This is a genomic window from Enterococcus sp. GPZ-007, assembly GCF_059374735.1.
In genome coordinates, this window is sequence record NZ_JCAFYN010000040.1 from 12,725 (window position 1) to 37,167 (window position 24,443).

Consider the following 24,443-nt stretch of genomic DNA (forward strand, 5'->3'; position numbering starts at 1 on the left):
GGAGGAAAATAGAATGAATGAAAAATTTGCTCGCTGGAGCGTACTGTTTGTTCAATACGTAAAACGTGATTGGAAAAAAATAATTGTTTGGATTTTAGGATTAGGGTTGTTTTCGGGTGCTTTCGTTCCAGCCTTTGAGGAGATCGGTAAGGGCCAAGGGCTTCTAGGGATGTTTGAAACGATGAAGAATCCAGCCATGATCTCAATGGTGGGACCGACCCCGATTAAAGCGGGAGCAGACTATACATTAGGTGCGATGTATGCACAGGAAATGTTGCTGTTTTGCGGCTTGTTTGCAATGATCGTTTCTGCGCTGCATGTAGTCAGTCATACGCGGAAAGAGGAAGAATTAGGCTTGACCGAATTGGTTCGTTCTTTTCGTGTGGGGCGTCAAGCGAATTCTTTAGCAGTAATTACTGAAACGATTCTGATCAATCTGTTATTAGGTGCTTTTATTGGCGGAGTTATGGCTAGCTTCGGTGTGAAAACGATCGATATGGACGGGGCCCTCTTATTTGGGGCTTCAATTGCAATGGCAGGGATAATTGGCGGAGTATTGGCGCTGGTATTGTCTCAGATCATGGTAACTTCGACCGGTGCCACAGGCTCTACACTAAGTGTTATCGGGCTACTGTACATTGTACGCGCTGGAACAGATGTGTCTGATGCGGATTTGTCTATGTTCAATCCGATGGGCTGGACCTATCTGACTTACCCATTTACGGAAAACAATTGGATGCCTATATTTGCGGCTTTGATTTTCAGTGTTGTTTTGACGGTGCTCTCCTTTATTTTGGAAGGATACCGGGACATGGGGGCAGGCTATCTGCCGGAGCGAGAAGGACGGGCAAACGCTAAAAAATCATTACTTTCAGTACCAGGCTTGATGTTCAAAATCAATAAGGGGGTAATGATTGGTTGGCTGATTGCGTTTGTTGTTATGGGGGCTGCTTATGGCTCGATTTATGGAGATATGCAGGTATTCCTTGGAGGCAATGAGCTGATGAAGCAAATGTTCACTCAGTCAGGTGTTTCTATCGAGGAATCCTTTACCGGAACGATCATGATGGTGATGATCGGCCTTGTAACGATCTTACCAATTGTCATTGTCAATAAACTGTTTGCAGAGGAAACTAGACTGCATCTCAGTCAATTATACGCAACAAAAGTGACTCGCGGAAAGCTTTACTGGACCACTATCAGCTTAGCAATTTTAGCTGGATTGCTAGGTGTCGGGCTGGCATCAGCTGGTTTAGGAGGCACGGCAATTGCTGCAATGGAACAAAAATCTACGATGGAACTGCTAGACTTTTTAGCAGCAGGCTACAATTTTATGCCAGCGGTACTATTTTATATCGGATTAGCCGCATTGGCTTTAGGCTGGCTGCCTAAGCTAGGGAAAGTAATTTATGCTTATCTTGGTTATTCCTTCGCATTGAACTACTTCGGAGGAATCCTTGATCTGCCAGAGTGGTTTTCGAAAACCGCCATTCAAAGCTGGATTCCTAGAATGCCGATGGAGGAGTTTGACGGAACCGTATTTGCAGTAATTACGGTAATCAGCATCTGCTTCCTGCTGGTCGGTTATCTTGGGTATAAGAAACGTGATTTAGTAGAGGGCGCTTAGTCTCAGACGGATAAGCTTTCTTAAATTCAAAAATCCCTGTCGTGGCTTCTAGTCAGACAGGGATTTTCTTATAGGGTTAATTATTGTTCACAATCTTCTGTATCTCTTCCGCCAACTGACGAATCACGTTCGGCGCGCTGTTACGGAAATCATCAATGAACGAACCAGAAGTACTATCAACAGTACCGACTTGTTTATTCATGATATCAAAAATAGCGAGGGTCTTATCTTCGAGCTGCCATTTGACTTTCCAGTAGGGACCTTCCAGATCACCATCAAGGATTTGCTGGCTGTTATCCAGTACGGCTTGGCGGATGACTTCTTCTTCTGTGATGTCTTCGTCTTTTTCTTTAAAGTAGTTTAGTTTTTGTTCGACTTCATACATATTTTCGGGAACTAATGAATACATGGTTTTGACTCCTTTTCTCGCATTTTAGCAAGAGTTTATCTTCTTCTGTTATACTCAAATTCCCTCAAATCTGCAAAGAAAAACCCTTATACCGCAATTTTGGTATAAGGGTTCACACGTTCTATTCCCGCCAATATTCAGGGCGCATAAATTCCTCACAACAGCGTACGGTTCCAGAATAATCTGTAATCGGGAAATCAGAGCGCAACGCTTGAACCATCCAAGCATCTTCTTTGCCCTTTTCCACGGGATAAGGCGCTTGATAACCGATTGGCAGTGCAGGCTTGAAGCCATGCTTCGGATAATATTCGATATGCCCCAAGACAAAGACGAGATCGACTTGTCTCATTTTCAAGAGCTGCAAACCTTCTCTGATCAGCAGCCCGCCGATTCCCTGCTTTTGATATTCAGGAATAACGGCTAAAGGACCAAGAATCATGACAGAAAGCTGCTCTTGATTCGTGATCGTTGCCTTCGTAAACAGGATATGTCCGACAGCCTCATCATCCGCAAATGCCAACAAAGATAGCAGTGGTTTGGCAGTCGGGTCTGCCAGCAGCTTCTCCGTTAAGTCTGCTTCATCTACTTCGCCAAATGCTCGTTGTTCTACTTGATAGATCGTTTCGTTGTCTTCTTTAGTTGTTTCTCGAATCGTAAGTTTCATTGTCTTGCTCTCCTTAGAATGAATTTTTCATCTGAATTAAGAGCAAATCACCGATAATAAACACAAGTTAGTCAAACAAAAGCCTCCTTTGTTTTGATAACTTCATTATAGGAGAAAACGCTTGCTACAACAAGCAGAGATAAGTCTCCTGTAGATGGACTTCCACTGAACAACCTATGATTTCTACCGAACATTATTCTCCTGATCATCCTTATCGGGATACTTTCCGACATCCCGTTCGAAGACCCGCAGCCATTTCTGGAGCCAAGTGATCTTTAACCCAAACTCATGAGCGTTTTCTAAAATGGAGCCGATCTCATACACGATCAAGAGCACCGTCCAGAACAAAGCCACATTAATCGGTAAGGTGATGCCTACGATTGGCGCGACCTTGTCCAATGCAGCTGCGCAGATAATGGTGGAAAAAGTGATGAATTTGGTAAATAAACCAAAGAGATTGATTGAGGATACCCATGTATGGCTCCTTAATGCTTTGATGTAGCCAGTGAAAAGATCTAAACCCACCATCGTCAGGAAAACGCCCATCAGCGGCACGCTTCCTCCTAGTAACGAATGGATCAATGATTCGATTGATACGAGTGCTAAAAGATGCATGTACATCCCTTCCTTCTTAAATGATTGAATCAACACCTGCGATTTCACTCGCAGGTGTCAGTGGAAATTTGTTCCCTACGCAGTATTAGGTTTTCAAGGATCGGATTTAATCGCGAAAAAGGTTATTCCCGCGGGAGATTTGGAGGCTCCTCCTTATTGCGGTTCGTCCTGCTAAAGAATCGTTTCAGCCAGCCTTTTTTCCTGTTGGTTGGTGCAGATACAGGCTGTTCTTGTGCGCTAGAAGTCGGCAGAACGGTCTCCTGTTCGTGTTCCTTAAGCGTTGGACAAGTAAGTTCTACTTGCGGGAAAGCATCTTTCTCCACCTTTACGGGTGTTTCCGTTTTTTCCATCTTCGCCACTTCTGTAAATGGGTGTATAAGCGTTTGCTTTACCGAACCCAATAAAGGAAGAGTAGGGGAGGACAACCGTCCTTTTTCTTTAGGCTGATCTACTTTTTCCTCCGTGACTTCAAAACAGCGCACTTCTTCACAGGTTGGTTCTTGAGCGGATTTGCCATAATAAGTAAGTCCTTTTGTCTCATGTTCTGGATCAAATATTAAGGTATCGATAGTGGTCACGACTTTTGCGGTCACGATAGAATCAAATAGGTTTACGCCGTTTTCTGTACAAATATCTAGTTTTGTTAGTAGTTCGCAAGCTTCTTTGATCTTTGGTACCGGCAGGTCAGGATCGAGACCTTTATATTTCCAGTCATGCGTCCCGCCATCACCTTTTCCAAAGGTTACGATTAAATCCTCGGTCATTGTTTTTTATCCTTTCTTTGATTATTTTTTCTGCGTAGGTAGTGAGTATCAAGGTTCGTTGGTTTCTTCGGGACGGGCAAGTGAAAATAGGGAACGGACTTTTGATACGACTTTTTCACCGAAGCTTCTTTGAGGCGAGACTCTTTGTGGAAGAACTTTCGAACTCAATGTTTTCCACTCCGGTGCCATAAAGTAGTCTTCAAAATAATGGAAGAAGCGTTTCATGGTGCGTGTCGCCTTGGTATTCATAAACAATTCACGGACAAGATCCTTCAGAAAGTGATCAAACTCCGTCGCCCCCAGCTGGTTGCGGACCTTGAGAGTCAAAATATATTGGATCGTGACACTGCTGTTTTGTGTGGCTTGATAAAAATTCGTGATACGGGTTTCCAGCGTTTTCGGTTTTAAATTGAATAGCTGCCGGAACGACAGGGGTTGAATCTGCATCATGGGTTCTCATCCTCTCTTTTTAGTAGAGGAAGGCGGCAGCGCTACCGCGATTCCTCAAGCGTTGATTTAGAAAATAATTCGTTCAGTCGTTTCGACATACTTGGCGGTTTCCACAGTGTGGAAAAGTTCCGCACCATCTTTCTGACAAAGCTTCACGTCGGTCATTTGTTCTAACAGACCTTTGATTTCTGTGTCTGTTTTCAGCGTATTTGGATCTTTAAAGCTCCAGGTGTGATTCTTTCCGAAGCTGTTTTTAAAGGTTGCGACGATTTTTAGCATGTAGTTTCTCTCCCTTCGTTATTTGGTGTAACGTGATTGGCTGGTTAGGACGACACCGTACAACTCGCTGCCTTCAACGGCTAAACCTTTCATGATTTCTCCTAGTTCAAGGACTTTTTCCTCGCTTGGCTCTTCGATCACATTTGAGAAGGTGATCTTCTCGATTTTTTCTCCGCCTGCGACGATCTCTACTTGTAATTTGTTTCCGATGTGTTGAATCATTGTTATTGCCTCCTGTTTGATTTTTTTGTTCCGGCCGGTGACTAAAAGATAGCGGATTTTCAAAAAAGACACGAACCGCAATTTCGATCAAAATCCTCAATTTCGAATGTTTCGGTCCTAGAAACGTTGAGTTGTCGTTTCAGTCACTCGAATTTGCCCCTTTTTCGAAAGAATTCGCGTTTGACATTAGTAAATGAAAAGAGGTATGCTTAAGAATTTTGGCATTATTTCTTCGGTCGAGGATAAAAAAATAATCTGGATGAAGAAGTCATCCAGACACAAGGCATATTATTGCCAGTTTTCCCAGTGAAGTTTTTGTGGTTCATCTTCTAAGCGCTCATAGTAATGGAGAAAGCGTGCACGCTGGTACCGTCGGTGGATTTCTCCTCTCCGAGTGACGAATTTTTCCAGTAAGGGGCGTTTGGCTATGCTACGGGCAAAAGCGGTTTTCGGAAATGTCAGATAGTCGATAGGGCGATTCCCATCCATCGTAAAATGGAACTTCTCCTGGCGAATCGCTGCTAGGATACTGCAGGCAAGCTCTCCCCGCAACAATGCATAATACCGTTTAACAGGGCTCGTCAGCTTGATCCCGTTCAAGAGCTGAATGTAGTGCAGCCCATCAACACTATAGATATTGTCGATTTTTAGTGGATTGACCCACACACTATGGGTTCCTCCCTCCAAAGGGCAGAGTGAAAAGTAAGGACACGCCCAAGGAATTTTGTACTTGCCGAAGTAGCCGGTATCCTTTAGGACAGAACAAAGTGTGTTGTAATCAGGAAAGTTGTGAGCCAAGGCAAATTGCTGCAAAGTAACTGTAGCTGTTTGACGATTAATAAAGATCTCATTCTCTGCAATGATCAATACACCCGGTTGATCAGGAAGCGGAATGATACAGGAAATCTCCTGCACCATCAAGGGATCGAAAGCCTCCGCACTATAACGGAAATCATCCCAAGCTTTTGTTCGAGTTCTATAATCCAAAAGTTCCTCAAAGCTAATTTTATTCATGTTACATCCCCCTTATTTTCATTTTGTAAAGCGCTTACTTGTTGTTTCTACTAAAACTATAGAATAGCCAGTGAGAATGTAAAGAACGTTTTTAAGCGATAAAAGAAAATAAAACGAAAAAATAAATTATATGTGCTTTTTTATAAAAAGATGAAAATTAAATTTAATATTATTTTTTTACATTTAAAGCACTGTGTTTTCAACAGGAAAGAGGCATCTTCTCAATGATCTAGAGAAGATGCCTTGTTTTATATGTAAGGTTTTTGTTTGATATAAATGTTATTTGCAGGTAAATTGTTACATAGTTTGATTAAAACCATGAATAATATTCTTTGTCACAAACGATTATCTAATAAAAAAGTGAACTGATTTGATTTAATTATAAGATATCGCTTAAGAATAATCAATATATAGTTTTAAATTATTAAAAAAAGATACTTATAATAATTTGGTAATCTGTGATCACTTAATAAAAAGTTAGAAAGGGAGCGAAAGTACGCAAAGTGATGAACTATTTGCCGTCAATTAAGCCGTCAGGAGGAAATTTTAATGCGCAAGGGAGAAAACATTTATAAACGAAAAGATGGTCGTTGGGAAGGGCGATACAAAAAAGGGTATAAAACCAACGGACAGATTAAATATGGTTACATATATGGAAAAACATTTCAAGAGGTTCGAATCAATCTCTACACTCTGAAGGCTCATTATCATACGCAGCTAGAAATTTATGGAGATTCGTGTATTCCTTTTAAAGAATGGGGGAAAAGCTGGCTGCAGGAAATTCAAACTGAAGTTAAACCAGCGACATATAGTTCATATCACTATAAATTATCGACTTATGTGTTTCCACTTATAGGAAAACTTTTTCTAAATGAATTAACTGTAGATGAAGGTAAAAGACTCGTTCAGCAATGGACGGAACGGGGGTTGAAGCCTTCAACGATGCAGGTGATCTTAAGAATCACCAATAAATGTTTGAACTACGCGAAAGAGAAAAATAAGTTGAAGGAAAATCCTTTCTTAGAATTAAAGCTACCAACAAGGCATACACAAAAAATCCGATCCTTAACAAGAAATGAACAGCACAAACTCGAAAAAGTCGCATTAAAAGAGAAGAAGGACGCAGGACTGCCAACGTATCTAGCACTATACACAGGACTAAGAATCGGGGAGATAGCTGCCCTGCGCTGGAATGATATTGATTTTGATCGTAATTTGATACAGGTCAATCATACCTATCAACGAATCGCCCTTGCGTTAAACGATCAAAAAACACAATTAGTCATTGGATCAACGAAAACGAACTCTGGAGCGCGCACCATCCCAATGGGTAAATCTGTTCGGAAAGTCCTCATGAAGCATCGACGCAAATCAAAAGGAAGCTTTGTCTTTTCGGTGAACAATCATCCAATAGAACCACGCTTGTTAACCTATCATTTCCATCAGATTCGAAAAAAATGCGGATTGGAAGAGGTGCATTTTCATCAATTACGGCATACGTTCGCTACTCGTTGCCTTGAAGCTCAGAGTGATATCCTGTCCGTTAGTTCACTTCTTGGACATGCATCGACCAAGTTGACATTAGATACGTATGCGGATTCGATGCTGGACCAACGAATAGCTGTGATTACTCACATGGAGACGGCACTTAGAAAGTCTGCCTAATGAACTAAATTTTTTTGAAATACCCGATAATATGCCCTACCTCTTTTTGCCTTAAGGTAGTAAGCGCTTACTCGTTCTGTCCTTTTTTTAAAACTTATTATCCTCTAATAAATATCGAAAAAAAATTAGTCAGGATTTGTAAAAATTCACAAACTACACTAAACGCCGTCAATTCCCGTCAAAACAAGTTGTAAACGTTGATGTAACAGTGTTTTCCTGACAATTCATGGTTTTAATCAAACCTAGTAAATAATTCTTGAATTATCACAAAAAAGTAGGGTTGATATACCTTAGTTTAATATCAAATGTACAACATGTACATTTCTGATATAGCAAAATTAAATTATTTTAAGGAGAGAAAAGAGATGAATAAGAAGAAATTAGTAACAGGATTGTTAAGCACAGCATTCATTGGTGGAATGTTAGTCACAACAGCATTGCCGGCAAACGCCGCCGAGTACAAAGCACATTCAAATGGTTCCATTAAGTTTAAATCGGGAGGATTAGTTGAGCCTCCGATTGATCCGCCAATTATTGATCCACCCGTTAAACCAACAGGAGATATTGGTCTATTGTATGTTCCAAAAGAGTTCAACTTTGCGGAAACTGCAGTCCCTACATCTGTAGTTACTACAACAACGGTAGTTCCAATTGATACAAACTGGGAAGGTAGTCCGGCGTTAGATACAGGTGGATCAGCTGGGAGTAATACGACAACGAAACATTTCGCGGTAGGAGATGTTCGTGGTAAACGTGCGGCGGGTTGGAAATTGGAAGCGAAATTAACAGATGACTTGGCAGTTAGTCCGACTAAAAAATTAGATGGCGCAACAATTACAATGAATCAAGGGATCAATGGATTAACACCGACTCCATCACCAAACCCATGGATTTCAACACCTACAACTCCAAGTGCCACAGCGCATACACCAGATACTGTGACTACATCAGTTACATTGAGTACAACAAGTACATTGATCATGAGTGCTTCGGCAGAAACCAATCCTGGCGATGCGGATGGTCGTGGTGAAGGTTATTGGCAGGGTGAATTCACTAATATAAACTTGAATATTCCGCAAGTTCCAATGAACAAAGTACTTGCAGATGAACAATACGCTGGTACCATCGACTGGACATTAACAGACGCAATATAAAAAGATAAGACAGATGAAAAATAGGTTGAAGATAGCGTCAATTATTTTCAACCTATTTCTTTTAAGAGGAGTCCTGATGAAACAGACAAAAGTATTATTAAGCCTATTGATATGTTTGCTAAGTCTTTTTGGCGGATCAGCGTTTGCTGAGAAGACGAGTGAGACACAAGCGATTACTGAAAACGAAAAACGCGCTGGTTTTACAGTGCAGGCGGTATTGCCGGAAAATCAAATAAATGATCGTATCAGCTACTACCATTTATTGGTACAACCTGGTGGAACGCAAACCGTTGAAGTAAAGATTTTCAATAATTCAGCGGAAAAGCAAACCTATCAAATAGAAGTCATTCGAGCAGCCACCAATAAAAATGGATTGATCACCTATGATGAACGGGATAAACCTGCGGATAAAAGCATGCAGATGCCAATCACCGATATGGCTAAACCGAAAAATGAGGAAGTCAGTGTCGAAGCAAATGCAGAAGGCAAAGCGGAGATTGACATCAACGTTCCAGCAGAACCCTTCCCAGGTATCTCTTTAGGCGGCATTCGTATTTCGTTGAAGCCTGAAAAAGAGGAAGAATCCGAACAGGGAATGTCGGTAAAAAATACCTATGGCTATGCGATTGGCATGACTTTGACGGAGGATGAAAATAGTCCAATCTATGGCGAGACAGAGTTAAAACTAGAATCTCTAAAACCAGAAGTCGACTATGGGAGTAAGGTTTTGGAGGCTTTGATCCAAAATCCTCATCCAGCAGCCATGCAGAAATTGGAAGCTGAGGGAAAAATCACCAAAAAAGGCAGCGATAAGGTGATTGCGAAGCATTCAATCAAGAATGTCAAAATCGCACCGAACTCTGTCTTTCCTTTCCAGATTGATTGGGGCATGCAAGAGGTCGCGGCTGGGGAGTATACCTTTACTGGAAAAATCAAGGGTGAAACAAAATCTTGGGATTTTAAAGAGGACTTCACGATTACACGAGAAGTGGCTAAAAAGATGAACAAGCAAACAGCCTTTCGTGTGTTTATCCCTGAATGGTGGACGACAGCATTCTACGGCTTGATTCTATTGACTGTGATTCTTGTGCTGTTCTTAGTGATGCGTCTCATCAAGCGAAAGAAAGCGAGGGAGGGAGACGAGTGAAGAAAAAAATCGGGTTTTATATAGCCACCGTGCTATTTTGCCTAAGTGTCAGCTGTGTTTCCGTGTTGGCCGTAAGCCATGAAGGGCAATCGCCAGTTGGTGTGGGCTTTTATGATCCAACGAGTAGTACAACAGAACCAACGGACACCACGACTACCACTTCAACTACTAGCTCAAGCAGTTCAAGTAGCAGCAGCTCTACATCAGACTCAAGCTCTACTGTTGAGTCTAGTAGTAAAGGACAAATTTTGCCGATAACAAATACTCGAGGTGGAAGCAGTGGTGGAGGTTATTGGGAATATATTACTGATACTGCTGGCAAAGTCTTGCCACGAACAGGGGAGTTTATCAGTAACAATCTAGCTTTGATTGGTATGGCGATGGTTGTTCTTGTTTTCTTCTATTTGGGAAAGAATAGGAGGAAGAAGGTATGAGATTCTTGAAGAAAAGATTTGCGAAGGTTAGTTTATTGTTGTTGTTTGGGAGCGTTGGATTTAGTCAAGATGTTCTGGCAGCTCCGCCTATTAGTTTTACTAAGGAACTGGCACTTGATTTTGATATAAAGTTTCCAGACGGAACAGCCTATAATGATGCACAGGTTCTAGTTGATATTCAAGACCACTGCAGGCTTCCCGGATACAGCATCACAACACGCGTTCCGAATCTATCCGTTACGCCGATAAATGGAAATTACTATCATAGTTATGGGATGTTCGATATTGGGAACTGGTATATATACCCTTCAGGTTCGCAAAGAAACTTTGCCTATCTGTATTATACAAATCTTCGGGTCTCACCCAAAAAAAATATTAAGTCACTTTCTTTAGGAGACGTAAAAACATTTCATTCGGATGGTGTGCAGTATGAGGATGGCTGGGGTTCTATAAAGGCAACAGAAGATAAGGATTACCCTTTGTCCGATCCTAATGATAAATTTACAGATTTAGGAAATGGAACGTACGTTTGGAAAGAAGCTAATTTTTTATCGGCTGTGAACAATCGACCGACTGTAGAATTTGCTTCTATTCAAATGGGAGGGGGGTTCTTAGTTAGTCATGGAGTCTATCACACTACTTCAACAGACCAATCGGGAAAAAAAATAAACTTTGTTGTAACACCTTATCAGATAAAGGAGAATTATGTTGATAAATCTGGTATGAAAATTACACCACCGCCAGGGTTTACACAGGGAAAATTAACGGATTCAAACGCGGAACAATTTACGTATACTCTGACGGGGTTACCTACTAGTTATACGACGGGTGGAAAAAATTACAAGTTGAAAGGTTCCTATAAAGGGGCAACAATGCCTAGCACCTTGAATTCAAACACTCCACCCAGTGTCACCATTGATTACGCTGATTCTAGCGTTTTGGATTTTAATCTAGAAAGTCAAATTACTGCCGTTTATGCTCAACAAGCTAAGTTAACTGAAAAGTATGTGGATGAGTCAGGCGCACAAATTGATCCAGCTTGGGATCCTAGTACACCTTTGGATACAGACTTAGGTGATCCATTTACAATTCCACAAACTCTTGGAGATATTAAAATTGATAGTGGTGGAAAGGCATGGGAGTATATTGGATGGAAATATAATTATGAGCCTGTGGGAACGAAGAGAACTACACCTACAACAAATACAATTAATGCACATACTTCAATAGAATACATTTATAAATTGTCAGAGACAACAGCAACTTTAGATTTAACACCTAGTCCCAAGGTCGTTAACAATAATAGCACTGTTTCTTGGACGTCACGTCTTACAAATACAGGAAGTGCGCCATTAAAAGATTTAGTTCTAAAAACGACTTCTAACTGGTCTGCTGACTTAACTGCTCCTAGTGAAGTAATAGTGACCCCTGCCGGAAGTTCTCCACAAACTATTACACTTGCGTCGGGAGATTGGGTGAATGGGGTTAATCTGACAGGAATCAATATTCCGAATGCTGGACCGAATAACTATGCGGACATTACCTTCACGACCACTGCTTCTGGAGCAGTGAATCAAGTGTTGCCTGCAGAGATTGAAGTCGCGGGCAATATTCCGACTCCAATAACAGCGGAGAACTTTGTCCGTATTGATGATCCAGATGAGCCGAACTTGGAGCCGACTGGCAATGCTGGTTTGATTAATATTCCCGACTTCCGTTTTGGAGAAGTGGAAGTGAAACCATATGCACATACAAAAAAACTTGATAAGTCAGCGTATCAAACTGCTGGCTACACACCTTACATTCGCTTCATGGACATGGAAAGTACAGGTGGTTGGGGCTTAACGGCGAAGCTTGGTCAGTTTACAAGCGGAACCAAAACGTTACCAACGACTACGGCTATTAAGTTGAAAAATGGCGTTTTGATGGAAGTTATCAATTATAACAAGCATAACGAGAATTTTAACTATGTTGGTTTAGCAGGAGCAACAAGTATTCCTTCTGATAATACGACGGTCGCATTGACCGATGGAACTATGCAAGGTGTCTACCAACTGGAATATGATATCAACAATGGTGTGGAGCTAGAATTAATGGCTCATTCTGGTATAGCCGGTCTGTCGTACGAGGCGAAGATGGATTGGACATTGACCACAGCACCATAGGAGATGCCAGTCCAACTTTTCGCAGTTTGTTGAAGTTTGATATGAATACTTTTTTTTCATCAGAAATCAACGTATGCAGAGTCTTAGTTGGATGGTATACGGCGTGAGAAACAAACTGATTTTTGTCAAAAAATCAATTCCTTATTACGAACAAGGAGTGGGTATCTATGTACAATTATGTATGGCTGTCTGCGGGAATGGGTGTGCTTGCTTTAGTGCTGGCAATCTTTTTCTTAGTCAAAGACCTGAGTTTTTGCGAGCAGACACAACAGAAAAAAGTGACGTATCTGATCGCGAATTGGGGCATGTTTCTCTTAGCGATCGTCTGGATCGGGTTGAGCATCAGTCTTTATATCCTGATCCAAAATCAATTAAACGGGTAACCAAGGCCGCTCGATTTTTCGGGCGGTTGTACATATTAATCGATAAAAACGAGGTGGAAAATGAATCGAATCGTGATCTTAACAAAAAATATTTCTGTCGAAAGCTATTTACAGGAACAGCTACAGAAATTGAACTACGAAGTGTTGGTGTCTGTCTCTAGTTGGGAGAACTGGGAGAATTCGGGGAAGATCGATCCGTTCTTGAAGTCCTTTCAATGGATCTTTTTGAGCGAGACAATCTCTGATAATCAAGCACGAGAGTTTGGGGAACAATTTCGTTCAGACTGTTTAGTGCGAATCGTTGGGGAAGAACCTGCTGAAACAGTGATTTCTGAGTGGCATGAGTGGCATATTTCAGACTGGGTATTAGCGGAGGCCTCTTTGGAACGACTGAGAGAGAAGCTGAGCCACAAAACCTTGGTCCATCAAGTCGAGTTTTCCAATGGGAATCTCATTTATGGCGATCAGTCGTTATCCGATTCTAGGAAAAAAGCTTTTCCCTTATACTTTTCAGATGTTCACTTCACGAGACTTGAAAAGGAAATCATTCATCGGTTAGTCGCGGCGAAGGATTTGACCTTGGCTAGAGACGAGCTTTGTCATGGTTGGCGGTCAAAGAATCAAAATTCTAAATTGAGTCAATTATCCTCCTCCATCACCAGAATCAGAAAAAAAGTGATGGAAGCCTACGGAATTGAAGACGCGGTGAGGACAATGTGGGGGGAAGGCTATCAATTGAATAGCTATTTCTATCACTGCCTGTTAAAAGGGGAATTTCGAAATCATCCACAAGGCGTCAGTACCTAAGAAGGAATTAGAGAGAAGGAATGTACATGAGTCAGATCCTATTATTTACTAAAAATCCATTGAATGAACAACCATTTGAAGAATGTTTGTATCAGTTAGGACACGAAGTTTTTACGACAAAAATGATGATCGATCTGTGTCTGTTGGAGAACGCCAATAATGAGTTTATCCGGATTTTCCACCAGATTATTCTAAGCGAAACGATCGCGAACGCGGAAGTCAAAGAACTTGTTAGAACACTAAAAAACTTCTCGATCCCGATATTCCGAAAATCTGATGAAGTTTTGAAAGAAGCCGATTTACACGAATGGGAAGAACTGGGTATCAGTGATTGGATCGAAAGCTGACCATCTATTGAAGTGCTTAGAGAGAAGCTTAGCTGTGACAACGTCAGAAATGAAGGCAAGCTGATCTTTTTGCCGAAAACAGAAGACAAGCGATCATTGTCCAGTCTCAATTTGAGCAGTGGTGAACTGAAGCTCTTCCGGATTCTCTATCAGCAGCAAAAGCAAACAATCTCACGAGAAGAGCTGTGCCTACGCATGTGGAATAAAGACAAAACCAACTCCAGCATGTCCCAGCTATCTGTGATGGTGAAGCATTTGAAGAACAAGCTGGCAGGGCAGAATGTTATTGGCCCAATCATTGAGACCTGTTGGGGCCAGGGGTATCGAATGCATGGGGCGGTATATGAGCAGATTTATGTAGATTCGGCAGAGTTTAAGTATGGAAATGAATGAGGAAAATAGAGTTGAAGCACCTAGGCTGTCCCTTGTTTGAGGAGAGTAGGTGCTTTTTCTATATCTTTAACATTATCAAATTTGCGAACAGATTTTTTGTTGCGAAAAGCAAATTTTTAATTTATGAGTATATTTATTGTAGAGATAATATGGGGATAAACCGAATTAGAACGTAAGGTTTTTATGCTATAATAACCATGAAAATAGAGAGGTGAATCTTGATGAACAATTTGCTTATTAATAGATTGTTTTCCCAGAACACTCTAAAGGATATGACTGTTAATCAAAATAGCCCTATTCTAAATAGTTGCATCAAAAAGCATAAGGATAGTTTTGATGGAGATAATAATAAAACAGCTATCTCGTATTTATATAAATATTCAGGAAAAGAATATAGAAACGAGTACTTTTACAAGAATACATTACTAAATAAATTGCTTATTGGTAGACACAGTTTAAATACTACGACAGCGTTAACAGAGCTAAATATCGGAAAGTCGAAAGCAGATTTTGTGCTCATAAACGGCAAAGCTATAGTTTATGAAATAAAAACAGAACTTGATAATCTAGATAGATTGGATAATCAAATAAAAGATTATTACAGGGCTTTTGATCATGTCTGCATAGTTACTAGTAAAAAGCACTTAAATAAGGTAATGGAGAAGTATGAGGATACTGGAGTGGGAATTTGTGTTCTTACAGAACGGGAGACAATTAGTACTAGGAAAGAAGCTATTGAGAATAGAGAACATTTAGAACACAATAGCATATTTAAAATGTTACGAAAAAAGGAATTTGAGTCCATTTTATTGAAGTATTATGATTTTTTACCTAAAACGAATCAGTTCGAATATTATCGAGAATGCTTCAAATTTTTTGAAAAAATTCCAATTGAATATGTTTATAAAGAATCATTAGTTTTACTAAAGAAAAGAAATCGAGTGGCTAATCAAGAGAAATTTCTTAACGAGGTACCTTATGAGTTAAAAACACTTGTGTATTTTTCTGAGTACAATGACTTAGAATACGATAGGTTAATAAAATTTTTAAATTATCATATTGAGAAGGAGGAAGAAAATGTACTTTCCTTATCTAAGAGGTAAACAGTACGAGTTAATTGCTTTAAAAGAGCTATTGATGGAGGGACTGATTGGAGAAAAAGTAATTCCAATTATAGAACCAGTGAAGGAATCAACTCAATTTACAAAAATAATTGAATGTTTTGCTGCTAAAAAAAATTTGCTTGGAATAATAAAAAATCCAGAAGTAGGAAGCTACAAGAAAGAAGAAAATAATCAGAGAACTCTTTTTTCAATAAAGAAGACTTATATGGACGCAATTTTAATGGATAATGAAATTGACGAAAAAATATTTGATAACATTGAAACAGAGAAGTTTTCATCCATTTTTAAACGGCCAGACTCGATCAAATTAATCGATCAGTTAAATAGTTTAGAGCTTCGACCAAAATATACCTTTGTACCTGATGACAGTAGGTTCAAGAGAACATTGGGTGAGTTTGATAAGGTAATACTTAGAGATAACTTTACCAAGCAAAAGAGAAATGCGGATTATTTAAAAGTATCAAAAGATAAAGATGGAATTCCTGATGAATTCTTTTCTGATGACCATTTATATTTTAAGAGTGATGGATATGTAGGATTTTCAGATTATTCTATTATTGGAGAAGAATACTTAGAAGCTGGTTTTGCTCCTGTAGCTGTGGCAATTCATATTGTTTATTTTGATGATTCCGATGTTTTGCGTGTTAAGCATTTTGTGTCAGACAGCAATGACGATATTAAGGATATAGCTAGAAAATTTGGTGAGGCTTTAGAAAAGCTAGTGAATTGGTACGAAGAAAATAAAAATGATATGCATTTGACAGAAGGATTGAGTCAGTTGATAAATCATTTTCATTTAGGAACATATCCGGGCTTAGGTGTTGTTAAAAAATTATCATTGATGCATCATTTAGAGTTGGTTAATTGGTATCTCGAAGGGAAACCAGAATTATGATCTTCTGTGAAATGTGTTTTAGCGAATATTCAGAAATACGAGACATAATTAGGACTCTACAAGAAAAAGATGACTGTCCAACCTGTAAGAGTAAGAATGTGCATATATGCAATTCAGAATATTTAGATGCGGATACTTCTTACGGAAAAAAGGAAACGTTAGATGGGATACGGAATATTTTTAATGAGATCATTAGTATCTATTCTTTAAAAAGTAACCTTCCTGAAGATTTCCCAAAAGGAGAGTTGGAGATAGTTAAGGAGTCCTTATTTTATAAATGGAACATTTTTAATAAGGATAAAATTACCCCTGCATTGGTAAGAGATATTTTGATAGCTTTGTTACCAAATAAATATGAAAGCGTTCCCGAATTGTTTGATGAGTTGGTAGGCGTCAAGGAGCTATCACCAAGTGTGTATAATCATGATTTGCTAATATTGAAAGACAATAATTGGAATGAATTCACACATTCAATTAAATATGAAAATAGATTCCATAGTCAGCAAATAAATTTAGACAACTTAGAATTTTTTCTCTCGTTTTTTGAGGAGACCATTCCTGAGGGAGAAGAATTTTATAGATGTCGATTGAATAATGATGAACAGATTTTTGAAGAAAAAGATTTGAAAGCGCCTCCTGTAGGGGCCGCTTCAGCCGGCAGGCTTAATTCGGAAGGGATAAGTCGTTTGTATCTATGTAGTGAAGAGGAAACAGCAATAAGTGAAATAAGAGCAAGCAGACATGATGTAGTAACTATCGGAAAGTTTCGAGTGAACGAGAAATTACGTATATTAGACTTATCGAATTTTGATCAGATTAATATTCTATCTTCTTTCGGATATCGTGAGTTTCTAAAATACTACTTAAATATGGAGGCACTAAAACAAATTAGTGACGAGCTTGCCAGACCTGTAAGAAGTTCTGATAAGGCTAAAGATTACCTTGCTACACAATATATTAGCGACTTTGTAAAGAGTATTACTGGAGAAGAAAAATCCTCTTATCAAGGAATAAAGTATAGAAGTACTGCGAGTGAAACTGGTTACAATTTGATGCTATTTGTGGATGCAGAAATTGATTTAGTTAGCCAAGAAACAAAGTCAATCAATTACATCAAATATTTGTATGGTTAAAATGCATAGTGTCATTTATATATAAATTAGACATGGGAAACGAATGTTCCCAACTTATTTCATAGGATGTTTATTCCATACATTTACTAGAACAAACTTAAATTAAATAGTTACTATATTATCAAAAAAATAAAAAAGCCGTTCATTCTCAAAACTTAGTGTCTGAACGGCCTCCTTATTAAGTTTTCAATATAGACTATTACCTACAAAGATTAGAAAAATTTATGCTGTGTTTTTATCATACATTTTTAATCAAGCAGATTTGAATAATTCTAGATTTTAACTTTGTTAGCATTCAAGTTTCTATTTAATTTCAAATCGGGATCATTAAACTGATTAATAAGAATCTCTTCGACTTTTTCTATGTCAATCCTTTTTTCCTGCAACAATTCATCAAATAATGAGTTGAATTTATCTCTATTAGGAATAATTTTACTTTGATTGGCTCTATAAAAATCATGAACCATTACTAGTGCCTCTATATCAAAAAAAACTGGTAAGCAATTATCAATATTTTGATTTATAAAGTGTTTTTCCATGGTCTCCAATTGAGCTTCCTTAAATCTGTTTGAAATAAAAATATGGGCATGTAAATGCTTTTCGCTAGAATAGCTTTTTAAAAATTTATCTTTGTTCAAGCTATTAATATAATCTACAGCTTTCCTCTGTTCTGATTTATCTAACTCGTATCCAGTAGAAGATTTTGTGAATTTACAATCATAAGAACCAACAAAAAACTTTTCTTTATCTAAATAATTATATGAAAAAGAAATTAATCCTTCTGGAACAGCTTTTCCACTTTGCTCTTTTCCCCATTTTGTAGAGTTTACAAACATGTCTTTTAAGAGTGGAAAAACATCGTCTTCAAATATTTTATCATTATAAGAAGTGTCAATAGTCTCTTTCAAAAGAGCAGATTTAATACTACTATTAGCCGAGTCTGCAGCTTTAGAGATACTTGTTTGTACGGAAAAATTTAATTGTTTTATTTTATCAACAAATTCATCAATAAGGTCGTTTTCCTCAATTTCATGCAGATAGCCATAACCAATTGCTAGAATTCCCTTTTCATTTAAATTTTCTATCTCTTGTGGTGTCATCCCAAGACAGACTAATATGGTAGGTGTTAAAGTTTTGCCAATACGTCTTATTAGATGATGACTAGGAGAAATTTTACTTATCCAAAATTGCAAAGGTCCTTTGGATTCTAAGTAATCATTTTGCAGAGTTAAAAAATTAATTGTTTTATCATTGTGAGTGAGACTAGTTTTTTTGGCAGATTGATTAAAAATATGATTTAAAATTTTTTTTACAGACTGCTCAACTTTTTTTTCATTGATATCGTATTTTTCCTCTTTTTTTTCTTCAAGTTTATCAGCACCACATGAACATGAACGCTTTTCGTCGTAAATATTATTGCATTCTCCACATTCATAATAGATTTTAACCTCTTTTTTAATAATACCTGAACTAATTAAGTTAGTTCTTATTTCTATTTCATCTTGAGTGAAATTTTGAGAGTAAAGTATTCGCATTACATAATCAATTTTTGAACCCTTTCCTTCTTTAAAAATTAAACCAGAAATCGTTGATTTAAGAGGGAGTTTAACAAATTTTAGAAAACTTTGTTCAAACTCATCTTGCTCATCCGTGCTCATCTGACTGTCATCATAAGATAAGAAGAAATCCCCTGTTTCCAAGGTATTGATTTTGATTTTCTTTTTTTTACCTTTAAAGTGAATATTTAGATTGTTAATATCATTTAAACCTGTGAAATGAACAATATCATTTTCAATCAATTGGTTATAAGAGGGAAGTATGGATTCTCTTCTTTGAGTTAGATCAATTTTTGGTGAATACGTTAATCTAGAGTTATTTAAAGAAATCCCTGTAATAATAAAATCAGCCATATATTGCTCTTCTAAGTTTTTCAAATTAAAGACTTCCAAAATATCTGAATATTCCGCATTATTAAAAACAGATGCATCCAATTCCGAACATTCTGCAGAGAAGTTATTATTGAAATAATTGGTTAATAAGGTGTAGTATATTTTTTCTCTGCTTCTTATTTCTATGGTTTTGTTTTTGAAAGAGAACTTAATAAGAAATGGTTCAGGTTCTCTATTGGTAATGTTTTTTTCAAAGTCTGGAACTGTAAAAATATTTTTTTGTTTATGAAATTCGATGGTTATTTCCTTAGAGTTTTTGTTTAAGGAATAGCTATAGATTTTGTGTTTAGTTTCACCCGTATGCTTGTAAAGATAATCTATTAAGTGTTTTCTTTTTGCGTTAATATCTAATAATTGTTCGATCTTTTTTTGTGTTATTTTATTTTCTTTATACGTGTATATTTTCCCAGTTTTTCTAGTAAACCAATTATTTTCTGTGTATACATCCAACATAGAGGATGGTGTTCCCTTAAAGAGCTCCATCAATTGCGCTAATGTTGTCGAATTATTTCTATTGTCGATTAGGTTATAAAGTAGTTTTATTGGAGTCGCTTTTCGACTAGCAAATGAATCAAGCAATAATATCATTTTTTTTTCAGTGTTGCTTATTTTATCTAATTTATCAACAATATCATCTCTAGTGTCTTTAGGATTGATACTAACTACTAGAAGATGAGCTATTTCCTCTAACGCTGCCTTATTTTTTTTAAGGAGTACACTCTTTATTTGATTCAAAGACTTTTCATTAGTTATTGAAGAATGGTTAATGTTTAACCCTTCCCAAAAACTTGAATTGTTAATGATGGCGGTTTCATCTTTTTCGAAATTATAAGATAAAAAAGAGAATTCATTTGACATAAAAACACCTACTTATTACTTTTTTTGATATTATAACACATTTAAATAACATAGTGAATTGTTGTTAAGAAACAAAAAGTTATGTCGCTGAGAATAAATGATTATTAATAGTTTTTTTGACGCGGCACAAACTCTGGAATAACGATTTTATCTTTTTACTCAACGTAATTTAATGTAATATGACTAAGGTATTTTGTGTTTTTTCTTTGACAGTAAACGTTATCTATGGTAATTTTTTAACTATTCTAAATGGTCTAAATTTTTTTGGAGGTATAGTCATGACATTCAGCAAACAATTTGCAACTGAAGCTTGCTGTTGTTGTATGGTGCTTAAAAGCAGCATACCGTTTTGTCATGTCTATTAACTGCCCAATTTTCGATTATTTTGGATACCTGTATACCCGTTGATCGGGGACTTCTGGTGTCATCATAACGGAATCTCAAGGTGCTGATTAATAGTCAGCGCCTTTTTTTGTTATCTAAAATCGATTGAACACATGTTTAAAAATAAATACGAGGAGTGCAGCGATGATTATTGATTCTATTCAGGCAGCGATTGGGCATACCCCGCTGCTGCGATTCACCCACCAACAGTTTGAGGAAATTCCCACGGGCTCAGCGATCTATGCGAAGCTGGAATATTTGAATCCGGGAGGCAGTATCAAGGATCGATTAGGTGTTTATCTGATTGAGGAAGGTCTTGCGCTAGGCAAGATCAAAGAAAGTACGACGATTATTGAGCCAACAGCTGGTAACACTGGGATCGGTGTCGCGCTTGCCGCATTGGGTGCGGGCTTGTCTACGATTTTTGTTGTTCCAGAAAAATTCAGTTTAGAGAAGCAGGCGTTGATGCGGGCCTTGGGTGCGGAAATCGTCCACACACCAACAGCTGAGGGCATCAGTGGCGCGATCCAAGAGGCAAGGAGATTGCGTGAGAAAATTGCTGATAGCTATTTGCCTTTGCAGTTTGAAAATCCTGCCAATCCAGAAGCGTATTATCGTACGTTAGGACCTGAGCTGGTGGAGGATCTCGGAGCAGATATCACCAGCTTTGTAGCCGGAATCGGCAGCGGAGGAACCTTTAGTGGTGTGGCGCGTTATCTGCTGGAACGAAATCCTGCGACCCGCTTGATCGGTGTGGAACCTGAGGGATCAATACTGAATGGTGGAGCGAGTCACGGTCATGAGATCGAAGGGATCGGAGTTGAGTTTATCCCTGAATTTCTTGAAGGGCTGCCGGTTAGCGGATTTGCTGCGATCAGTGATGCTGAAGGCTTTGCGATGACGCGTCGGTTAGCCAAGGAGCATGGCGTATTGATCGGTAGTTCATCAGGCGCTGCGATGGTAGCCGCATTAGCTGAGGTTGCCAAACTGCCTGCGGGAAGTCAGGTTGTGACAATCTTTCCAGATGCTGGGGATCGTTACTTATCGAAGGAAATCTATTCTCGGGAGAATTATTAAATCGGTTTCCAGTAAGGAGGTTTGCCAACTCATGGTTATTATGATTTGGCAAAAAGCATGCGTGAAATCAGCAGTATGGTTTTGCATCAAGCAATTTACTGCTCACGTATGATTTAAGCCTTGTAGAAAAACACTGGAGGTGTGGCTGATTTAGCCTGAAATTGATAGACAGACTAAGAATAGAAAGAGGTTAATAGATATGGGATTGGAATTTATGCCGATCTTTGAAGAGTGGGCATTGGATTACGACGATGAGGTGAATGGGGGAAATCCTGAATATCAGGAAGTATTCGCAAATTACTGGCAAATACTTGATGAGATCACTGCGGCTTCGGGAGAGGTAGTGCTAGAGTTCGGCAGCGGAACAGGCAATCTAACGGAACAATTAGTTGCGGCTGGCAAGACCGTTTATCCAGTTGAACCTTCACCGGAAATGCGAAGGATCGCATCTGAGAAGTCCGCTTTGAGGGAAACGGATTTTCTCGCGGGCGATATGGAAAACGTTCCTGTACTGCCAGAGCAGGTAGACACGATCGCTTCAAATTTGGTCTTTCATCATTTGACCGCAGAGGAAAAGAAGCAAGCGATTGAACGTTATAGTCAGTTGTTGCCCGCTGGCGGAAAGATCGTATTTGGTGATACGATGTTCTTATCACAGAAGGCATATACAGACATTTTGGCGGCGGAAAAAGCAGCTGGTCGAGTCAGCTTAGCGGCTGATCTTGAACGGGAGTACTATCCTTTGATGAGTGAGTTGGAGGAGTACTTTCGAATGAATGGCTTCCAAACAAGGTATCGGCAAATGAATCGCTTTGTTTGGCTAGTCATCGCAGAAAAAATAATGGAGGCAGAATAAGATGAAAATGAATGTTGAAAGCTTTAATTTGGATCACACAAAAGTAAAGGCACCGTATGTCCGAGTCGCGGACAAGAAAACAGGGGCGAATGGCGATTTGATCGTAAAGTATGATGTTCGCTTGAAGCAGCCGAACCAAGCCTATATGGATATGGCAGCTTTGCACTCGTTAGAACATTTAACGGCAGAGCTGATTCGCAATCATGCGGACTATGTCGTGGACTGGTCACCGATGGGATGCCAAACAGGCTTTTACTTAACGGTTTTGAACCATGACAATATCAATGAGATTATGGATGTCGTGGAATTGACCATGAAAGATGTATTGAGCGCTACCGAAGTTCCAGCCAGCAACCCGGTTCAATGTGGTTGGGCAGCAAACCATACGCTAGAAGGCGCACAGGACTTAGCCAAAGAATTTTTAAGCAAACGTGATGAATGGAGCGTTGTTTTTGCGGATTAATGAGTTTCATATAGCTCTCCGCATATTTCGTTTGAGACACACTTAAAAGCTGATTGTATTCATTGAATAGTTCTCTAGATAGTTCTGAGAAATCAGGACTATCTTTTTTATGGTAGATAAAGTGGGAGATAAATAATAGAATAATGGTAGATAAAGGAAGTGAACGCTATGAAGCCAATATTTTCAGTAACAAATAGAATGCTGAATTTAATTGTTGAAATTACGCAAATAATTACGCGGCTGGAAATAGAACAGGAAAGAAATCTTCATTTGCGAAAAGAAAACCGGATACGTTCCATTCATTCATCGTTAGCGATTGAGGAAAACTCTTTGTCTTTTGAACAGGTGACAGATATCATCAATGGTAAAAGAGTTTTGGGGGCACCTAAGGAAATACGAGAGGTCCAAAATGCTTATGAAGTTTACGAACTTGTTTTCAAAATGAATCCATATTCAATAGATGATTTTCTTCAAGCTCATGGATTGATGATAAAGGATTTGGTGAAAGAAAGTGGGCACTTTAGAGATGGAGACGTCAGTGTTTACGATCACGCTGGAAATGTTGTCCATGTTGGTGCGCGACCACAGTTTGTATTCAAGCTCATTAAAGAATTATTTGAATGGGCAATGAATGATACGGTTCCTGATTTGATTAAAAGCTGTGTCGTTCATTTTGAAATTGAGATGATTCATCCGTTTTCAGATGGCAATGGACGTCTGGGACGATTGTGGCAGAATTTGATTCTTTCAAAATGGCAAAAAGTATTTGAGTGGATTCCAATTGAAACTATGATCTATGCGCATCAACAACGTTATTACGATATGCTTGAAATTGGAGACAAAGAAAATGATTCAACGAAATTCATTGAGTTTATGCTGGAAGTGATTCTTGAAACGATTTCTGAGTTTGGCGAAGAACGAACTACCGATAAACTGGTAGATATTTTGGGCGACAAAGCGATAGATAAATTGAACGAAAAAGAGATAGAATTTCTCAAAAAGATTTATCCTTATCTAAAGGAAAACAAAGGAATCGCCAATAGTAAAGCTGCTGAACTAAGTGGTAGACCGATTGGAACGACACGTCGCTATCTTTTAAGGTTAGTTGATCTAGGTGTCTTAAAAACTACTGGTGAAAATAAGAATCGAAAATATATATTACAGG

Annotated in this window: 26 protein-coding genes; 17 read left to right on the forward strand and 9 right to left on the reverse strand. The window is 38.6% G+C overall.

Features of this window, described 5'->3' with window-relative positions; translation table 11 throughout:
- The first annotated feature begins 13 nt into the window (after positions 1–13).
- Positions 14–1,627 (forward strand): ABC transporter permease, encoded by a 1,614-nt coding sequence (locus AC4J95_RS16660; RefSeq protein ID WP_494550824.1) that lies wholly within the window; start codon positions 14–16, stop codon positions 1,625–1,627.
- 76 nt (positions 1,628–1,703) lie between these two features.
- On the opposite strand, the gene AC4J95_RS16665 is transcribed toward AC4J95_RS16660, so the two are convergent.
- The 8 genes from AC4J95_RS16665 to AC4J95_RS16700 all read right to left on the reverse strand — a co-directional run bounded on the left by AC4J95_RS16665 (position 1,704) and on the right by AC4J95_RS16700 (position 6,044).
- Positions 1,704–2,036: a hypothetical protein gene (locus tag AC4J95_RS16665; RefSeq protein WP_494550825.1), complete on the reverse strand. Its 333-nt coding sequence runs from the start codon at positions 2,034–2,036 to the stop codon at positions 1,704–1,706.
- Positions 2,037–2,157: 121 nt separating this feature from the next.
- Positions 2,158–2,700: a GNAT family N-acetyltransferase gene (locus AC4J95_RS16670; RefSeq protein ID WP_494550826.1), complete on the reverse strand. Its 543-nt coding sequence runs from the start codon at positions 2,698–2,700 to the stop codon at positions 2,158–2,160.
- Positions 2,701–2,883: 183 nt separating this feature from the next.
- Complete coding sequence (locus AC4J95_RS16675; protein ID WP_494550827.1) at positions 2,884–3,315, reverse strand: phage holin family protein; 432 nt, start codon at positions 3,313–3,315, stop codon at positions 2,884–2,886.
- A 122-nt stretch (positions 3,316–3,437) separates the two neighbouring features.
- Positions 3,438–4,079 (reverse strand): DUF2922 family protein, encoded by a 642-nt coding sequence (locus tag AC4J95_RS16680; protein ID WP_494550828.1) that lies wholly within the window; start codon positions 4,077–4,079, stop codon positions 3,438–3,440.
- A 48-nt stretch (positions 4,080–4,127) separates the two neighbouring features.
- On the reverse strand, positions 4,128–4,526 hold the full coding sequence (locus AC4J95_RS16685) for a hypothetical protein (protein WP_494550848.1): 399 nt from the start codon (positions 4,524–4,526) through the stop codon (positions 4,128–4,130).
- A 69-nt stretch (positions 4,527–4,595) separates the two neighbouring features.
- Complete coding sequence (locus AC4J95_RS16690; protein ID WP_494550829.1) at positions 4,596–4,808, reverse strand: DUF2922 family protein; 213 nt, start codon at positions 4,806–4,808, stop codon at positions 4,596–4,598.
- An 18-nt stretch (positions 4,809–4,826) separates the two neighbouring features.
- The gene (locus tag AC4J95_RS16695; protein ID WP_494550830.1) at positions 4,827–5,030 is read right to left on the reverse strand and encodes a hypothetical protein; all 204 of its coding nucleotides are present in this window, start codon (positions 5,028–5,030) and stop codon (positions 4,827–4,829) included.
- Positions 5,031–5,318: 288 nt separating this feature from the next.
- Entirely contained in the window at positions 5,319–6,044 is a 726-nt protein-coding gene (locus AC4J95_RS16700) for a hypothetical protein (protein WP_494550831.1), read from the reverse strand.
- A gap of 549 nt (positions 6,045–6,593) precedes the next feature.
- Here AC4J95_RS16700 and AC4J95_RS16705 point away from each other — a divergent pair.
- The 12 genes from AC4J95_RS16705 to AC4J95_RS16760 all read left to right on the forward strand — a co-directional run bounded on the left by AC4J95_RS16705 (position 6,594) and on the right by AC4J95_RS16760 (position 17,691).
- The gene (locus AC4J95_RS16705) at positions 6,594–7,709 is read left to right on the forward strand and encodes a tyrosine-type recombinase/integrase (RefSeq protein WP_494550832.1); all 1,116 of its coding nucleotides are present in this window, start codon (positions 6,594–6,596) and stop codon (positions 7,707–7,709) included.
- A 365-nt stretch (positions 7,710–8,074) separates the two neighbouring features.
- Positions 8,075–8,863, forward strand: a complete 789-nt coding sequence (locus AC4J95_RS16710; RefSeq protein WP_494550833.1) for a WxL domain-containing protein — start codon at positions 8,075–8,077, stop codon at positions 8,861–8,863.
- Between the two features lie 76 nt (positions 8,864–8,939).
- Positions 8,940–10,010, forward strand: coding sequence for a WxLIP family cell surface protein (locus AC4J95_RS16715; RefSeq protein WP_494550834.1), 1,071 nt, complete (start codon positions 8,940–8,942; stop codon positions 10,008–10,010).
- The gene (locus tag AC4J95_RS16720; protein WP_494550835.1) at positions 10,007–10,444 is read left to right on the forward strand and encodes an LPXTG cell wall anchor domain-containing protein; all 438 of its coding nucleotides are present in this window, start codon (positions 10,007–10,009) and stop codon (positions 10,442–10,444) included. Before AC4J95_RS16715 ends, AC4J95_RS16720 begins: the two co-directional genes overlap by 4 nt.
- A gap of 422 nt (positions 10,445–10,866) precedes the next feature.
- Positions 10,867–12,609 (forward strand): WxL domain-containing protein, encoded by a 1,743-nt coding sequence (locus AC4J95_RS16725; protein ID WP_494550836.1) that lies wholly within the window; start codon positions 10,867–10,869, stop codon positions 12,607–12,609.
- Positions 12,610–12,776: 167 nt separating this feature from the next.
- Entirely contained in the window at positions 12,777–12,992 is a 216-nt protein-coding gene (locus tag AC4J95_RS16730; RefSeq protein ID WP_316401197.1) for a hypothetical protein, read from the forward strand.
- A gap of 60 nt (positions 12,993–13,052) precedes the next feature.
- Positions 13,053–13,799 carry a winged helix-turn-helix domain-containing protein gene (locus AC4J95_RS16735; RefSeq protein WP_494550837.1) on the forward strand — a complete coding sequence of 249 codons (747 nt, stop codon included), beginning with the start codon at positions 13,053–13,055 and terminating at the stop codon, positions 13,797–13,799.
- 26 nt (positions 13,800–13,825) lie between these two features.
- Positions 13,826–14,146, forward strand: coding sequence for a hypothetical protein (locus tag AC4J95_RS16740; protein WP_494550838.1), 321 nt, complete (start codon positions 13,826–13,828; stop codon positions 14,144–14,146).
- Positions 14,147–14,158: 12 nt separating this feature from the next.
- Entirely contained in the window at positions 14,159–14,539 is a 381-nt protein-coding gene (locus AC4J95_RS16745; protein WP_494550839.1) for a helix-turn-helix domain-containing protein, read from the forward strand.
- Between the two features lie 221 nt (positions 14,540–14,760).
- Positions 14,761–15,642 (forward strand): sce7726 family protein, encoded by an 882-nt coding sequence (locus AC4J95_RS16750; RefSeq protein WP_494550840.1) that lies wholly within the window; start codon positions 14,761–14,763, stop codon positions 15,640–15,642.
- Positions 15,617–16,558 (forward strand): sce7725 family protein, encoded by a 942-nt coding sequence (locus AC4J95_RS16755; protein ID WP_494550841.1) that lies wholly within the window; start codon positions 15,617–15,619, stop codon positions 16,556–16,558. The genes AC4J95_RS16750 and AC4J95_RS16755 overlap by 26 nt, the downstream gene beginning before the upstream one ends.
- Positions 16,559–16,656: 98 nt before the next feature.
- Positions 16,657–17,691, forward strand: a complete 1,035-nt coding sequence (locus AC4J95_RS16760) for an RES family NAD+ phosphorylase (protein WP_494550842.1) — start codon at positions 16,657–16,659, stop codon at positions 17,689–17,691.
- Positions 17,692–17,963: 272 nt separating this feature from the next.
- Here AC4J95_RS16760 and AC4J95_RS16765 read toward each other — a convergent pair whose 3' ends face one another.
- The gene (locus tag AC4J95_RS16765; RefSeq protein WP_494550843.1) at positions 17,964–20,498 is read right to left on the reverse strand and encodes a hypothetical protein; all 2,535 of its coding nucleotides are present in this window, start codon (positions 20,496–20,498) and stop codon (positions 17,964–17,966) included.
- A 528-nt stretch (positions 20,499–21,026) separates the two neighbouring features.
- Between AC4J95_RS16765 and AC4J95_RS16770 the strand changes: the two genes are divergently transcribed.
- The 4 genes from AC4J95_RS16770 to AC4J95_RS16785 all read left to right on the forward strand — a co-directional run.
- Positions 21,027–21,959, forward strand: a complete 933-nt coding sequence (locus AC4J95_RS16770) for a PLP-dependent cysteine synthase family protein (RefSeq protein ID WP_494550844.1) — start codon at positions 21,027–21,029, stop codon at positions 21,957–21,959.
- Between the two features lie 199 nt (positions 21,960–22,158).
- Positions 22,159–22,815, forward strand: coding sequence for a class I SAM-dependent methyltransferase (locus AC4J95_RS16775; RefSeq protein ID WP_494550845.1), 657 nt, complete (start codon positions 22,159–22,161; stop codon positions 22,813–22,815).
- 1 nt (position 22,816) lies between these two features.
- Positions 22,817–23,278 carry an S-ribosylhomocysteine lyase gene (locus tag AC4J95_RS16780; RefSeq protein ID WP_494550846.1) on the forward strand — a complete coding sequence of 154 codons (462 nt, stop codon included), beginning with the start codon at positions 22,817–22,819 and terminating at the stop codon, positions 23,276–23,278.
- Between the two features lie 168 nt (positions 23,279–23,446).
- Positions 23,447–24,443 (forward strand): Fic family protein (locus tag AC4J95_RS16785; RefSeq protein ID WP_494550847.1); only part of this gene is annotated, 997 nt, incomplete at its 3' end.

Bases quoted from the DNA above. Each gene is read 5' to 3' on its own strand.
- AC4J95_RS16660 (WP_494550824.1), top strand. From the start codon at position 14: ATGAATGAAAAATTTGCTCGCTGGAGCGTACTGTTTGTTCAATACGTA.
- AC4J95_RS16665 (WP_494550825.1), bottom strand. From the start codon at position 2,036: ATGTATTCATTAGTTCCCGAAAATATGTATGAAGTCGAACAAAAACTA.
- AC4J95_RS16670 (WP_494550826.1), bottom strand. From the start codon at position 2,700: ATGAAACTTACGATTCGAGAAACAACTAAAGAAGACAACGAAACGATC.
- AC4J95_RS16675 (WP_494550827.1), bottom strand. From the start codon at position 3,315: ATGCATCTTTTAGCACTCGTATCAATCGAATCATTGATCCATTCGTTA.
- AC4J95_RS16680 (WP_494550828.1), bottom strand. From the start codon at position 4,079: ATGACCGAGGATTTAATCGTAACCTTTGGAAAAGGTGATGGCGGGACG.
- AC4J95_RS16685 (WP_494550848.1), bottom strand. From the start codon at position 4,526: ATGCAGATTCAACCCCTGTCGTTCCGGCAGCTATTCAATTTAAAACCG.
- AC4J95_RS16690 (WP_494550829.1), bottom strand. From the start codon at position 4,808: ATGCTAAAAATCGTCGCAACCTTTAAAAACAGCTTCGGAAAGAATCAC.
- AC4J95_RS16695 (WP_494550830.1), bottom strand. From the start codon at position 5,030: ATGATTCAACACATCGGAAACAAATTACAAGTAGAGATCGTCGCAGGC.
- AC4J95_RS16700 (WP_494550831.1), bottom strand. From the start codon at position 6,044: ATGAATAAAATTAGCTTTGAGGAACTTTTGGATTATAGAACTCGAACA.
- AC4J95_RS16705 (WP_494550832.1), top strand. From the start codon at position 6,594: ATGCGCAAGGGAGAAAACATTTATAAACGAAAAGATGGTCGTTGGGAA.
- AC4J95_RS16710 (WP_494550833.1), top strand. From the start codon at position 8,075: ATGAATAAGAAGAAATTAGTAACAGGATTGTTAAGCACAGCATTCATT.
- AC4J95_RS16715 (WP_494550834.1), top strand. From the start codon at position 8,940: ATGAAACAGACAAAAGTATTATTAAGCCTATTGATATGTTTGCTAAGT.
- AC4J95_RS16730 (WP_316401197.1), top strand. From the start codon at position 12,777: ATGTACAATTATGTATGGCTGTCTGCGGGAATGGGTGTGCTTGCTTTA.
- AC4J95_RS16735 (WP_494550837.1), top strand. From the start codon at position 13,053: ATGAATCGAATCGTGATCTTAACAAAAAATATTTCTGTCGAAAGCTAT.
- AC4J95_RS16740 (WP_494550838.1), top strand. From the start codon at position 13,826: ATGAGTCAGATCCTATTATTTACTAAAAATCCATTGAATGAACAACCA.
- AC4J95_RS16750 (WP_494550840.1), top strand. From the start codon at position 14,761: ATGAACAATTTGCTTATTAATAGATTGTTTTCCCAGAACACTCTAAAG.
- AC4J95_RS16755 (WP_494550841.1), top strand. From the start codon at position 15,617: ATGTACTTTCCTTATCTAAGAGGTAAACAGTACGAGTTAATTGCTTTA.
- AC4J95_RS16765 (WP_494550843.1), bottom strand. From the start codon at position 20,498: ATGTCAAATGAATTCTCTTTTTTATCTTATAATTTCGAAAAAGATGAA.
- AC4J95_RS16770 (WP_494550844.1), top strand. From the start codon at position 21,027: ATGATTATTGATTCTATTCAGGCAGCGATTGGGCATACCCCGCTGCTG.
- AC4J95_RS16775 (WP_494550845.1), top strand. From the start codon at position 22,159: ATGGGATTGGAATTTATGCCGATCTTTGAAGAGTGGGCATTGGATTAC.
- AC4J95_RS16780 (WP_494550846.1), top strand. From the start codon at position 22,817: ATGAAAATGAATGTTGAAAGCTTTAATTTGGATCACACAAAAGTAAAG.